At 59.9% G+C, this 12,667-nt stretch carries 11 protein-coding genes and 3 pseudogenes; 11 read left to right on the top strand and 3 right to left on the bottom strand.

The features are described 5' to 3' along the window. Positions 1-99 precede the first annotated feature (99 nt). The 9 genes from ACQUSW_RS10640 to ACQUSW_RS10600 all read left to right on the top strand — a co-directional run bounded on the left by ACQUSW_RS10640 (position 100) and on the right by ACQUSW_RS10600 (position 7,791). Positions 100-1,566 (top strand): choice-of-anchor A family protein, encoded by a 1,467-nt coding sequence (locus ACQUSW_RS10640; RefSeq protein WP_428932279.1) that lies wholly within the window; start codon positions 100-102, stop codon positions 1,564-1,566. A gap of 222 nt (positions 1,567-1,788) precedes the next feature. Continuing rightward, positions 1,789-2,424 (top strand): hypothetical protein, encoded by a 636-nt coding sequence (locus tag ACQUSW_RS10635; RefSeq protein WP_428932278.1) that lies wholly within the window; start codon positions 1,789-1,791, stop codon positions 2,422-2,424. A 437-nt stretch (positions 2,425-2,861) separates the two neighbouring features. Then, on the top strand, positions 2,862-3,083 hold the full coding sequence (infA, locus tag ACQUSW_RS10630) for a translation initiation factor IF-1 (RefSeq protein ID WP_013583992.1): 222 nt from the start codon (positions 2,862-2,864) through the stop codon (positions 3,081-3,083). Between the two features lie 103 nt (positions 3,084-3,186). After that, positions 3,187-3,303 (top strand): 50S ribosomal protein L36, encoded by a 117-nt coding sequence (gene rpmJ / locus ACQUSW_RS10625; RefSeq protein WP_005050492.1) that lies wholly within the window; start codon positions 3,187-3,189, stop codon positions 3,301-3,303. Positions 3,304-3,450: 147 nt separating this feature from the next. Beyond that, positions 3,451-3,825 carry a 30S ribosomal protein S13 gene (rpsM, locus tag ACQUSW_RS10620; protein ID WP_428932277.1) on the top strand — a complete coding sequence of 125 codons (375 nt, stop codon included), beginning with the start codon at positions 3,451-3,453 and terminating at the stop codon, positions 3,823-3,825. A gap of 27 nt (positions 3,826-3,852) precedes the next feature. Further along, positions 3,853-4,251 carry a 30S ribosomal protein S11 gene (gene rpsK / locus ACQUSW_RS10615; RefSeq protein ID WP_428932276.1) on the top strand — a complete coding sequence of 133 codons (399 nt, stop codon included), beginning with the start codon at positions 3,853-3,855 and terminating at the stop codon, positions 4,249-4,251. Between the two features lie 136 nt (positions 4,252-4,387). Continuing rightward, positions 4,388-5,377: a DNA-directed RNA polymerase subunit alpha gene (locus tag ACQUSW_RS10610; protein WP_428932275.1), complete on the top strand. Its 990-nt coding sequence runs from the start codon at positions 4,388-4,390 to the stop codon at positions 5,375-5,377. Between the two features lie 33 nt (positions 5,378-5,410). Then, a complete protein-coding gene (gene rplQ, locus ACQUSW_RS10605) occupies positions 5,411-5,950 on the top strand; it encodes a 50S ribosomal protein L17 (RefSeq protein WP_428932274.1) in 540 nt (179 codons plus the stop codon). A 335-nt stretch (positions 5,951-6,285) separates the two neighbouring features. Continuing rightward, entirely contained in the window at positions 6,286-7,791 is a 1,506-nt protein-coding gene (locus tag ACQUSW_RS10600) for an FAD-dependent oxidoreductase (protein WP_428932273.1), read from the top strand. A gap of 134 nt (positions 7,792-7,925) precedes the next feature. Here ACQUSW_RS10600 and ACQUSW_RS10595 read toward each other — a convergent pair. Next, a pseudogene (locus ACQUSW_RS10595) lies at positions 7,926-8,249 on the bottom strand (IS30 family transposase); the annotation flags it as partial. Between the two features lie 32 nt (positions 8,250-8,281). On the opposite strand from ACQUSW_RS10595, the pseudogene ACQUSW_RS10590 reads away from it, so the two are divergent. Both ACQUSW_RS10590 and ACQUSW_RS10585 read left to right on the top strand, forming a co-directional pair. Next, a pseudogene (locus ACQUSW_RS10590) lies at positions 8,282-8,585 on the top strand (integrase core domain-containing protein); the annotation flags it as partial. 89 nt (positions 8,586-8,674) lie between these two features. Then, positions 8,675-9,828: pseudogene (locus tag ACQUSW_RS10585) on the top strand (IS3 family transposase). A gap of 217 nt (positions 9,829-10,045) precedes the next feature. Here ACQUSW_RS10585 and ACQUSW_RS10580 read toward each other — a convergent pair. Both ACQUSW_RS10580 and ACQUSW_RS10575 read right to left on the bottom strand, forming a co-directional pair. Then, positions 10,046-11,704: a copper resistance protein CopC gene (locus tag ACQUSW_RS10580; RefSeq protein ID WP_428932272.1), complete on the bottom strand. Its 1,659-nt coding sequence runs from the start codon at positions 11,702-11,704 to the stop codon at positions 10,046-10,048. 44 nt (positions 11,705-11,748) lie between these two features. Continuing rightward, positions 11,749-12,495, bottom strand: a complete 747-nt coding sequence (locus tag ACQUSW_RS10575) for a YcnI family copper-binding membrane protein (protein ID WP_428932271.1) — start codon at positions 12,493-12,495, stop codon at positions 11,749-11,751. Between the last annotated feature and the right edge of the window lie 172 nt (positions 12,496-12,667).

Raw genomic sequence — 12,667 nt, 5'->3', positions numbered from 1 at the left:
ACCGCGGTTCCGCTATGATCGCGACAACGTTTGTAAACTAAAGTTACAAACGTTGTCCCTTCACAGAATCCCCCCCTTGGAAAGGCAACGATGTCAACGATGTTCACCGTGCCTGTACGACACCCCCGGCGAAGCCGCCTGGTCGCAGCAGCGATCACCGCAGGCGTCGTCGGTGCTTTGTGCACAGCATCATCGGGCTTTGCCGCCGCGCAGGCATGCGAACCCACCGAAATTCCCAGTCCGTCGAATACCGGATCGTTCTTGAGCGATGAGAACGTCTCGGTCTACGTAGGAGGCGACCTTCTCGTCGACCGCGCAGCCGCCGAAATCGAAGGCCTCGTCGTCGTTAACGGCAACGTCTCTGTCGCAATGCACAACCACCGCGTGCTCAACATTGGCACGGTCGGTGTTGGCTCTGGAGTCGTGCCCGACCCGGGAGAAACCATGCTCGCCATCGGCGGCGACCTCTCCATCATCGACGGCAACCGAGTGCTCGTCGGCAGCCCCGTGCGCGACCACGCCGGCGGCGGCCAAGTGCTCATTGGTGGAACATTCGTGCCCAGCGAAGCCCAGACCCGCCTCGACGCCAACGGCGGAAACGTACTGACCGGCCTCGGCACAGCAGCCACCGCTGACTGGGATGCCCTGAGCGACGACATCGCACAGGCATCACGCAAGTTCGCGGGCCTGGCGAGCACCGGAGACGCTATACGTGAAGGCGCACGGCTCACATTCGCCGGCACGGGCGCAGAATCTGAAGTGTTCGAAATCGCCGGAGACGACCTGGCGGCCACAGAGTACGACTTCACCGGTATTGCTGATGGTGCGCGCGTCGTGATCAACGTGACGGGTGAGCAGGTTCGGTGGGCACCCAACGTTATTACCGAGAACAGCAAGTTCGCCGGTACCGACCGCATTGACAACCCGTCACCCGGTGTTGACGGCTTCGGTAAGGTTGCCGCTCGCACTATCTGGAACTTTCCGGATGCCGTAAACGTTAAGGTTCTCGGCTCTTCGCAGGTTCTCGGTTCACTGCTTATCCCTACGGTCAACACCGACAAGTCGGAGTACGAGCTGGAGTTCACGGCGAGCACCAATGGTCGCCTGCTCGTCAACGGTTCTGTGCGTATGCACGGTGTGGGTAATGAGCACCACAACTATCCGTTCATCGACGAAAACTTCGGCTGCGACCCCGAGCCTGAGGTCACGCCCGAGCCCACGCCGGAACCCACGCCCGACCCGACTCCCGAGCCCACGTCTGACCCGACTTCGGAGCCCACTCCCGAACCGACAGATGCTCCCGAGGTTACGCCTGAGCCGACGCCAGAGCCCAGCGGGACTCCTGAGGTCACTCCTGAGCCGACGGAGACTCCTGAGGCTGAAGTCACGCCTGAGCCCACTCCTGTGCCGACAGCGACTCCGGATGCTCCTTCCGAGCAACCTGATGGCGATGGTGGTCTTGCTGTCACAGGCGCCATCGTGCCGGTGTCGATGATTATGGTTGGCGTGTTTGCAGCCGGTGCCGGTGTGCTGCTGATGATGCTGCGCCGCAGCGCGACCAGCTGAGGCACTCAGTAGCGTACGGGTGGGTGTGTGAGAGAGGTCACACCCACCCGCAAACGTCTTCTATATAGCTAATCTTCTAGCGGACAAAAACTCAGCAGGGCTTGCTGGGGTAGTACGTTGAACGCGTAATCATAGCGGATACAATTTGCGGCTCGGATCCCTTCGTTGCGAAGGGATGAGCGGCTTTCCGCTCATCCCTGCTAACGAAAGTGACCTGCCATTGTGAGTGAAACCCCTCAGACTCTCTCTCGCCGCACCGTATTGAAGGGTGCCGCATGGTCGGCTCCCGTCGTTGCTGCTGCTGTTGCCGTGCCCATGGCGTCGGCCTCCGTCAATAACGCTGACCTCTACTGGTCTGACAGTGACACAGGCCTTCTCTCCCTCAGGCTTCTCGACGGGTCATCAGTCCTCACAGCACAGGCTCTTGTCACGGTGCCGACGGCATTTACTATCGAGAACGGCCCCGGCGCGATAACGGAGGCAGCAAGCATTACGGTAACCGTTGGGCGCCCCGGTGGAATCAACCTCCCTCTCGGCCGCGCTCGTGGTTTCGGTGTTTACGCCGCCGCCGGCCAGGTGACCGCGCCAGCTGAACGCTCCATCAGCTATCAAAGGACTCCCCTCACTGGGATACAGTATGGTTTCCCTATCACGACGTGGACGGGAACGCGTACCGTCAGCATCGACTCGAACGGCAGCCTTGCTGTGCCGGTCGAGTTCGGGCTTGCAGGGAACAGTGATCTCCTCTCCATCAGCGCGCTGGCCTCCTTCCCGGTCTCTCTCTCCGTGACGCTTGGCGGCGTCACCTACACCGACTCCACCAGCATCAGTGTTCCTGTGGGTGCTGGCCTGCTGTAGCCGTACGGGGCGTTCGCGCCCGATTCCACTACCCGTGTTCACGCTTTGTGCGCACACACTCGCGAGGGGAGGCAATCCTCCCGAGGGTACGCAACACTCGCGAGAGGGCACAACACGCCGCTACGATCGCATACGTAGCGGCGTGTTGCGTCCGGTCGCGGGAGGCGGCGCGGGCCAAGCCTGCGGGACCAGTCGCGCCAGGCCTGCGCGACCGGTCGCGATATGCTGCATCCGGTGTGCTCGATGCGGCGTGTTGCGCCCGGTCGCGAAAGCGAGCGCACGCCGCCGCACAACACAGCTTGCCGCAGAGCCGCGGAGCATATAACATAGATCTTTGGTGCGTTGCGCCCAGGTTTGGCGTGTCCTTTCGGAAGCCTGCGTACTAACTCCATTATCCACCGCAGATCGACTGGTCTGCTTTAGCGTCAGCGAGGCCCATGGCTAAGAAAGACGGTGTCATCGAGATTGAAGGCACGGTGTCAGAGGCGCTGCCCAATGCGATGTTTCGTGTTGAGCTCACCAACGGACACAAGGTGCTTGCCACAATCTCGGGCAAGATGCGGCAGAACTACATCCGCATCATTCCGGAAGACCGCGTAGTTGTAGAGCTATCGCCCTACGACCTCACGCGTGGTCGCATCGTCTATCGCTACCGTTAGGTCAGTTGAGAAGTAACGGCCACTGGTGGGGGTAATTTGCGCCTGTCATATGACAGGCGCTTAACCCGTTACAGGGGCACGAAGACAGCGAAATAGGAAAATCATGAAGGTCAACCCCAGCGTTAAGCCGATCTGCGACCACTGCAAGGTGATTCGTCGCCACGGCCGCGTCATGGTGATCTGCAAGAGCAACCCGCGCCACAAACAGCGCCAGGGCTGATTCAGCAGCATCCGAAAACAACTCAATATCCACACACGGCAGGGTTAGAAACTTTCATCACACACTTGTGACGAAGGGGATACCTCGGGGCGGAGGCCCGGGCACCTATCCTGCTCCATACCTCCACAACACGTTCAGGAGAACCGCATGGCACGTCTTGCCGGCGTTGACATCCCGCGCGATAAGCGCGTGGTGATCGCACTCACATACATTTACGGCATTGGCCGTACCCGTTCCAGCGAAATTCTTGCTGCGACCGAGGTCGACGAAAACGTTCGCGTGAAAGACCTCAGCGACGAGCAGCTTGTTGCTCTGCGTGACCACATCGAAGGCAACTACAAGGTAGAGGGTGACCTTCGCCGTGAGGTTGCTGCCGACATTCGCCGCAAGGTTGAAATCGGCTCGTACGAGGGCATCCGTCACCGTCGTGGCCTGCCCGTTCGTGGTCAGCGCACCAAAAACAACGCTCGTACCCGTAAGGGACCAAAGCGCACAGTTGCCGGTAAGAAGAAGGCCCGCTAAGCGGCCAGGTAAGAGGAGAAAACTTTCATGGCTGCACCAAAGGCCGCTGCGCGTAAGCCGCGCCGCAAGGATAAAAAGAACATCGCGCTGGGCCAGGCCCACATCAAGTCGACGTTCAACAACACCATCGTTTCGATCACCGACCCTTCAGGGGCCGTCGTCAGCTGGGCTTCGTCCGGTGGCGTGGGCTTCAAAGGCTCACGTAAATCGACGCCGTACGCCGCAGGAATGGCAGCCGAATCGGCTGCTCGTCAGGCTGCTGAGCACGGTGTGAAGAAGGTCGACGTCTTCGTGAAGGGCCCCGGTTCGGGCCGCGAAACCGCCATCCGGTCGCTGCAGGCAGCGGGCCTCGAGGTTGGTTCGATTCAAGACGTAACGCCGCAGGCACACAACGGCTGCCGTCCGCCGAAGCGCCGCCGCGTTTGATCTGTGTTCGGTGGAGGAAGCTCCTACAGTTTCCTCCACCGAGTCATCGTCCGCTTCGCGGTACGAGTACTCATAACTCAAGATTCACCCGACCGCACGTGTCATATAGCGGGCACGTGATCGAAAGGAACACATAGTGCTCATCGCACAGCGTCCCACCCTCACCGAGGAGAAGATCGGCGAATTCCGTAGCCGGTTCATCATCGAACCGCTCGAGCCTGGTTTCGGTTACACGATTGGTAACGCGCTGCGTCGCAGCCTGCTGTCGTCGATTCCTGGCGCCGCAGTAACAAGCGTTCGTATTGATGGCGTACTGCACGAGTTCAGCACCATCCCCGGTGTGAAAGAGGATGTCACCGAAATTATCCTCAACATCAAGCAGCTGGTTGTTTCGAGCGAACGCGACGAACCCATTACCGCTTACCTGCGTAAGACCGGTTCGGGTCAGGTTACGGCCGCCGACATTTCGGCACCGGCCGGTGTCGAAGTTCACAACCCTGAACTGGCTATCGCCACACTCAACGAGAATGCGAAGTTCGAACTCGAACTGACCATCGAGCGTGGCCGTGGCTACGTTTCGGCCGACCAGAACCGTAACGAGTACGCCGAGGCCGGACAGGTTCCTGTCGACTCGATCTACTCGCCGGTGCTCAAGGTTAGCTACCGTGTCGACGCGACCCGTGCCGGGGAGCGCACCGACTTCGACAAGCTGGTCCTCGACGTTGAAACCAAGCCCTCCATCGCACCGCGTGACGCGGTTGCGTCGGCTGGTCGCACGCTGGTTGAACTGTTCGGTCTCGCACGCGAACTGAACGTTGAAGCAGAGGGTATTGAGATTGGTCCGGCACCGGTAGAAGCAGTTCTTTCGAACGAACTGTCGATGCCGATCGAAGACCTCGACCTTTCGGTCCGCTCATACAACTGCCTCAAGCGTGAGGGAATTAACACCGTTTCTGAGCTGGTCGCACTGTCAGAAACCCAGCTTATGAACATCCGTAATTTCGGTCAGAAGTCGGTGGACGAGGTTCGCGAGAAGCTCGACGCCCTCGGCCTGACGCTGAAAGACTCTGTGCCCGGCTTTGACGGCGCACACTTCTACAGCGGCTCCGAAGACGAGTCCTACTGACCCCCGACCTTTCCTTTCAGGAGTAACACGAACATGCCCAAGCCCAGCAAGGGACCCCGCCTCGGAGGCGGACCCGCACACGAGCGTCTGCTTCTCGCGAACCTCGCAGCAGCTCTTTTCGTCAACAAGTCGATCAAAACAACCGAGACGAAAGCGAAGCGCCTTCGTCCGTTCGCTGAGCGTCTTGTCACCTTCGCGAAGCGGGGCGACCTGCATGCACGTCGCCGCGTGCTGTCGGTGCTGCGCAACAAAGAAGCAACGCACATTCTCTTCGCCGAGATTGCACCCCTCGTTGCCGAGCGCGAAGGCGGCTACACCCGCATCGTCAAGGTAGGTAACCGCAAGGGCGACAACGCGCCCATGGCCGTTATCGAACTGGTGCTCGAGCCCGTCTCGCCCAAGCCGAAGAAGAAGGCCGCTGCTAAGGCAGAGGCTGCTCCGGCTGAAGAGCCTGCCGTTGACGAAACAGTCGTCGACGAGTCGGCCGTTGACGAGGCAGCAGTTGACGCTGTTGACGAGGCCCCCGCGGCCGACGCAGCAGCCGAAGCGCCCGCTGAAGAGGCAGCCGAGTAAGTACTGGCATAACAAAAAGGCCCGTCACCCTCGAGGTGGCGGGCCTTTTGCTGTTTTTGCTGCCGCCGCTGCTGCCGCCACTGCCACTGTTACCGCCGCCACCCCCCATCCGTCTGACAGATCACCACTTGTCCGACAGATTTGGCCATTTTTGTCTGACAGATGGCGATTTGTCAGACGGATGGAGGGTGCGATGGCGGTGGCGATGGGGACGCCGGTGCGGAACGATGGGCGAGCGACCATGTCATGTCGTTGGCGCGGAGTCAAGGCCCCTGCATCCGGGGTCTCGGGGGAGTTGTAATGGGTGCGTCGCGTTCGCGGACAGTAGGAGGTCGATGATGACATCTTTGTGGCTCGAGACCGAGCAGACCGATACCGAGCAGACCGGCACTGTTTCCGACTTTTGTGAACCGGATGCTACCTATGACGCGGTTGTTGTTGGTGCGGGGTTGACGGGGCTGACGACTGCGCTGCTGTTGGCTCGGGCTGGTCTTTCGGTGGCGGTGCTGGAGGCGCGTTTTATTGGTGCGGTGACTACTGGGCATACGACTGCGAAGCTGAGCTTGTTGCAGGGCCGGGTGTTGTCGAGCATTCTGGCGCGTGGTTCGGCGCATGTGTTGAAGGCGTATGTGGAGGGTAACCGCGAGGGTCAGGAGTGGATGCTGCGTTATCTTGACGATCACACTGTGCCTGTTCAACGCCGTGATGCGTACTCGTACGCCGCGACTCCCGACGGCGCAGGGGCGGTAGATGTCGAGCTGCGTGCCTGTCACGAGGCGGGCCTGCCGGTGGAGAGCGTTATCGAAACCGGGCTGCCTTTTGCGACGTATGGGGCGATTCGGTTGGCTGACCAGGCGCAGTTTAACCCGATGGATGTGCTTCGTACCCTCGCGGCCGATGTGCGTGATCGGGGCGGGATTATTGTTGAGGGTGCACGCGTGACGGGCGTTGATGTGGGCGAACCCAGCACGGTTGCAACGACTCTGGGTGCCGTGCATGCGACGACGGTGATTCTTGCGACGGGCATTCCGATTCTTGAACGGGGGCTGTATTTTGCGAAGGTCAAGCCGTCGCGGTCTTATGCGCAGGCATACCGGATGCCGGAGGCCGGGGTGCTCCCACAGGGCATGTATCTGTCGTTCGATCAACCGACTCGTTCGTTGCGCACGGCGACTGTCGGCGGCGAAGAGCTGCTGATCGTGGGCGGTAATAGCCATACGGTGGGGCGGGAGGGGCCCACAAGTAAATACGTTGATGATCTTGAGGCGTGGACGCTGCAACATTTTCCGGGTGCACAGTGCACTCACGCGTGGTCGGCGCAAGACTATCGTTCCATCAACCGTGTTCCTTTCGTTGGGTGGATGCCGCGCACGGGCAAAAAGGTTGCCCTCGCTACGGGGTACAACAAGTGGGGTATGACGAACGCGGTTGCGGCAGCTTTGAGTATTGCCGCCGATCTGCTGGGTGGAAACATGCAGTGGGCTAACACTTTGCATCGTCGGCTGACCTTGCCGAAAGACATCGTGTCGGCGGTGGCGGTGAACGCTGAGGTGGGGGCGGGGTTGGCTTCGGGGTGGGTGGGTGCCGAGCGGCATCCGGTGTCTGAATCGACGCTGCACGAAGGCCAGGGGACTGTAGGGAACGACGGTGGTAAGCCGGTTGCTGCGTCGAAAGTTGGCGGCGAGGTGTGTCGCCTTTCGGCGGTATGCACGCACTTGGGCGGGATCGTCACGTGGAACGACGCCGAGCGTTCATGGGATTGTCCGCTGCATGGGTCGCGTTTTGGTGCCGACGGAAAAGTGCTCGAAGGCCCGGCGACCGAAGACCTCGAAACGCTGTGATGGGCAGCAGCGATTGGATTGGTGCCGGATGCTGCGGTCAGGCGTCGGTTGCGTGCCATCGCCTACCCCGTTTGTCTGACAGATCCCGCTTGTCTAACAGATTTGCCGATTATTGTCCGGGCGGATTCAAGTGGTTAGCGCAACAGTATGCTTTCGATTACTTCGGCTGGTTTGGCGAATTCGAGGCGTTTGCGGGGTCGGTCGTTCATTTCCCATTCGACGTAGTCGAGGTCTTGCTGGCTGTACACGCTCAGGTCTGTGCCTTTGGGGAAGTATTGGCGCAGGAGCCCGTTGGTGTTCTCGTTTGTGGGTCGCTGCCAGGGTGAGTGGGGGTCACAGAAGTACACGTCGATATTGGCGTCCATCGCGATCTGCTGATGTTTTCGCATTTCGAATCCTTGGTCCCATGTGACCGAGCGGCGCAGCAGGTCGGGGAGGTCTTTCATCTTCGCGATCAGCCCGCCGCAGCACCTCGTTCTCCTGCTCCAAGAGCGACAGAGGAGGCCAATTTCGAAGCCGAGCATTCCAGCACGCACTGCGCGTTCACGAGCCCCAAGGGTCGATGGGCAGAGTCGGAGCCTGTGGTGACAACGCCGCGATGGAGCTTCTTCAGCCTGCTACAGAAGAACGTTCTCGACCGGCAATCCCGGACTACACGAGAACAACTTCGTCTCGCGATCGTCGCATGGGTCGAAGGGAAGTATCACCGCAAGCGACGACAACGCGGGCTCGGGCGCCCTACACCGATCGAGTTCGAGACCATAATGAGAACCACGGTCGACGTGGCCGCGTAAGAAAAGAAACCCGTGACCTGCCCTACGGTTTGGTTACCCTTTCGGCTTGTGAGTATCGAGTTCATTTCTCTTCTGAAAGGCTCGTTCCTATGCCCAAGCAATATCCCGGAGAGTTCCGGCAGCGTGCAGTCGCACTCGTTCGTTCCGGCAAGCCGGTAAAACATGTTGCTGAAGACCTCGGCATCAGCGCAGGAGGTCTTCACCGGTGGGTCAGACAAGACCGAATCGACCGCGGTGAGATCCCCGGTACCAGCACCGCTGAGAGCGTGGAGCTCACTCGCGCGAGGAAACGCACCCACCAGCTCGAACAAGAACTCGAGATCGTGAAGCGTGCTGCGAAGCTCCTCGGGGAGGAAGTCCCGCACCCAAAAGGATCCACCCGGTGATCGACGCATTGGTCGACGCCGGGTTCTCAGTGAAGATGTGCTGCCGCGTGCTCGGGGTATCTTCGCCGGGCTACTACCGATATCGCGCACGTCCGCTATCACGCACGCAGATGCGACGACAATGGCTGACTGGTTTGATCCGCGAGGTGCATGAAGCGTCCCGAGGAACCTATGGGTCCAGGCGTATCCATGCCGAACTCACGATGGGGATGGGTGTGGTGGTGAGCGAACGTCTCGTGGCGGTGCTCATGAGCCTCGCGGGCATTCGCGGGCTACCAGGGCCGGCGAAGGTGAAAAAGCTACGTGGCGTGGTCACCGCGGATGATCTCGTGAATCGGAAGTTCCATCGCCTGTCACCGAACGAACTCTGGGTCACGGACATCACTGAACATCGAACGAAAGAAGGCAAGGTGTTCTGCGGCTGCGTGATGGACACCTTCAGTCGAAAGATCGTGGGATGGTCGATCGATACCGTTCAGAATTCGAACCTCGTTGTCAACGCGCTCGATATGGCGCTGAAGAACCGACAACCCACTCCTGGCGGGGTGGTGCACGCCGACCATGGCGTGCAATTCACCTCTTGGGCATTCACGAACAAGATTCGTGAGGCAGGGCTGATGCCTTCGTTCGGGTCGATCGGCGATGGGCTTGATAACGCGATGATGGAATCGTTCTGGTCCTCAATGCAGATCGAACTGCTTGATCGGCAGCGATGGTCAACAAGAGTTGAACTCGCGAACGCCATGTTCGAGTACATCGAGGTGTTCCACAACCGGAAGCGGCGACATTCAGGGCTCGGGTATCGCACCCCGATCGAGGTCGAGGTAGCCTACGAACGGACACTTGTTCCAGCTTGATCCTCACCACGACGGTGGGTAACCAAACCGTAGGGCAGGTCAGAAAAAGCGAGTTCTCTAGAGAGCAACGTGCCCGTCGTATACTGGCGCAGCTATCGCTTAGAGCAACGTCACTGAGTTGTTTTCGTCGTTGAAGGCCCGGGACGATTTTCCCTCGGAACGATTCCCGTGACCAGGGCGAAATTTTGAGTTCGACTGACCTCATCCGGCTCATGCGTCACGCGATGGGAATTGTCGCGATCACTATGGGTTGTTTATAGGTCGAGATACGGGCACTGATTTCGAACTGCCACTCACCGCTGACGGGGAGTGTGAACGATGCTTCATACTTCCCAGTCGCGGTGTCTAATGTCGTGATCGCGGTGATGGGCCCGAGCTGTTGTTCGGGAAGCCGTGCAGTGACCAGTACTTCATCCGGCGTGACAGGTTCCCCTTCGTAGGCGAGGTGGAATACAAGAGTGTTAGGTCCGGTCGTGACGGGATGCAGTGAGCCTTCGACGATTAGGCCTTGCGATTCGACTCGCACCGAGGTTTCCTGCGGAGCTGCAGTTTGTGCCTGACCGCCGTGGTGGTGCGCGTGGTTCGGGCTGCTGTTTCCGAGGTACCCGGTGATCGCGATGACAGCGACGATGAGTGCTGCTTCGTAACTGAGGATGCGTTTAAGGGCCGCCCAGCGCAGCCCGGCCGTCGGATGGGCGATGATGCGCGGAAGGAGCCGGGTACGATTCCAAGCAGCGAGGGCGATGAGCGTGAGGACGATACTAAGTTTGAGTAGCAAGGTCAGGCCGTAACCGGTATCGACTAGTTGCGCCGGTGCGTCGAGGATCAGCACGGTCATGACGGTGCCACTGACCGCGAGAAGGGTCACACTATACAGAGCGAAACGGGAGAACCGTATAGTCACCCGAGTGGCTCGTTCAATGTTTGTGGAGGTCCTGCCACGACGCGGGCTCACCGACGTTAAAAACAGAAGAAGCCCGATTACTCCGCCCGTCCAGAGTGCTGCGACGATAAGGTGCGAAACATCTGCCGCGATCATGAGCCATACGGGTTCCCGGGTTCGGGAGTGCCCGACCAGTACTGGCGTCGCGGTTGCAGCTGCAGCCAGCAGTACCGACGAGACTCGGGCTGCCACGTAACGGGCGCGTGCGCTGAGGAGGTAGGCAGCAAAACTAGTAGCCAGTGCGATGGCCGCAACGAGTATCGGAGGCCACTGCACTCCCGGCAGCCACCTGTCAAGGTTGGGGATCGATCCCAGGCCGTTCCCGGTTATGCGCAGTGCAGAGGTGGGTATCAGAAGCACCGAGGCTGCTACCCCACCTCCGAGGGCAATTTTCATGAGACGCCGTGCCCTCACGCAAAAGCTCTGGCGGGGGCGCAAGATGATGCTTTGGAAAAAAAGTAGTCCTGCGAAGACGAGTAGTCCGAGGTATTGAATGACGGTCAAGATGGTGACCGTCACTTCTGTGTAGGCTGATGTCACTGTCTCGGCGTCCGGAGTCGGAGCTGATGAGGAAGCTTCACCGATGTGGAAGGTGATCGCGCCCCCGACGGGGTGTCCGTCGGCAGACACGATCCGGTAGCTCAGCGCATAAGTGCCGTCGGCGAGCCGGTCCGGTAGGGAGATCACGACGGCGTGGTCATGTGTCTGCGCATTAAGGGCGATCGGGTCGCCGTCGCTAGGAAAGAGGCGGATCGCGTCCTCGATGAGCTGCACGGGTTCGTTGAACTGCAGTTCGGCGGTTTCTGGAGCTTGCTCAAGGGCCTCACCATCGCCCGGCGTAGTGTCCAGTAGGATCGCGTGCGCATTCGCCGGTGGGACGCCAGTAATTAACGTCAGCACACACCCGATGAGGATGGCCAGCAGTAACCGCATGACCACCCCCTCTAGGAGCTGCCTCTTTCCCGTGACAGTCAGACTCATGCCTGCTTACGACCTCGAACCAGTGCGACGATGCCAGCAAGGAGCCCCAAAGTGCCGACCACCAGTGCGGTGATCACCAGCGGCGTCTGCACGCTCGAACTCTCGTCCTGCGCCGCGGCTTCTGAAGCTTCGGCGGTGTGATCGCCGTGATCGTGACCGCTATTCGCGCTCGCCTCATTAATCGCGATCTGAGGAGAGGGAAGATCGAGTTCGTGCGGATCTTGACCTTCAGCCGCGATCTGCACCCACGCCGACTCACCCTGCTCGCAGGTTTGCACTGTGGGGAAATACAGCGTCGCGCCCGCCGCATTCTCGGGTAATTTCACCGACAGTTCAAAGGCGTCCCGTTGATCATCAGGCAGCGGGGTTTGGGCAGTGTAGACGACCTCCGCGATGCGCTCGGTCACTTCATTTCCGTGGCTATCCATGATCGGAGTATCGAGGACCTCAGAGATAGTTTCAACTGTGTAGAGCGGGTTGCGCGTCGGGGTGACTGAGTTGATTTCTTCGGGGATCTGGATCGACACGGCCGTTGTCGCTGATCCGTCGCATCCGTGCGGAACGCTGAACGTGAGGAGTGAGTACGCTCCGGCTTCTGCGGTGTCTGAACTGACGGTGACGTGCGCGTTCGCTGCCACAGCTCCGCCGAGTGTCAGCGTGATCGCGCCCAGCACTGCTGCCCCGCTCAGCAAGAATGGGCGCTTGGCCCGAGACGACGTTTGCTGTTGTGTAATTTCTTCCATTGATTTCTCCTTACTTTGTGCCACCCCGGTTAGGGCAGTCTTAACCGACAAGCATTGGCAGGCACATCGCTGCCATCCCGAGGCACATCAGTGCTCCCGCTCCGACATCTCCGGTGTGACCTACCCACATTCGTTTTCCGCCCCGCACACAACCGACGAATTCCACGACGAA

It is taken from the genome of Microbacterium luticellae (assembly GCF_050408645.1).
Taxonomy (GTDB): domain Bacteria; phylum Actinomycetota; class Actinomycetes; order Actinomycetales; family Microbacteriaceae; genus Microbacterium.
The sequence above is the reverse complement of the archived record's forward strand: the minus strand, read 5'-3'. Positions and strand labels throughout refer to the sequence as shown.

What these genes read in the sequence shown, in the direction of transcription:
- ACQUSW_RS10640 (WP_428932279.1), top strand. Translation starts at nt 100, where the DNA reads ATGTTCACCGTGCCTGTACGACACCCCCGGCGAAGCCGCCTGGTCGCA.
- infA (WP_013583992.1), top strand. Translation starts at nt 2,862, where the DNA reads ATGGCTAAGAAAGACGGTGTCATCGAGATTGAAGGCACGGTGTCAGAG.
- rpmJ (WP_005050492.1), top strand. Translation starts at nt 3,187, where the DNA reads ATGAAGGTCAACCCCAGCGTTAAGCCGATCTGCGACCACTGCAAGGTG.
- rpsM (WP_428932277.1), top strand. Translation starts at nt 3,451, where the DNA reads ATGGCACGTCTTGCCGGCGTTGACATCCCGCGCGATAAGCGCGTGGTG.
- rpsK (WP_428932276.1), top strand. Translation starts at nt 3,853, where the DNA reads ATGGCTGCACCAAAGGCCGCTGCGCGTAAGCCGCGCCGCAAGGATAAA.
- rplQ (WP_428932274.1), top strand. Translation starts at nt 5,411, where the DNA reads ATGCCCAAGCCCAGCAAGGGACCCCGCCTCGGAGGCGGACCCGCACAC.
- ACQUSW_RS10600 (WP_428932273.1), top strand. Translation starts at nt 6,286, where the DNA reads ATGATGACATCTTTGTGGCTCGAGACCGAGCAGACCGATACCGAGCAG.
- ACQUSW_RS10580 (WP_428932272.1), bottom strand. Translation starts at nt 11,704, where the DNA reads ATGCGGTTACTGCTGGCCATCCTCATCGGGTGTGTGCTGACGTTAATT.
- ACQUSW_RS10575 (WP_428932271.1), bottom strand. Translation starts at nt 12,495, where the DNA reads ATGGAAGAAATTACACAACAGCAAACGTCGTCTCGGGCCAAGCGCCCA.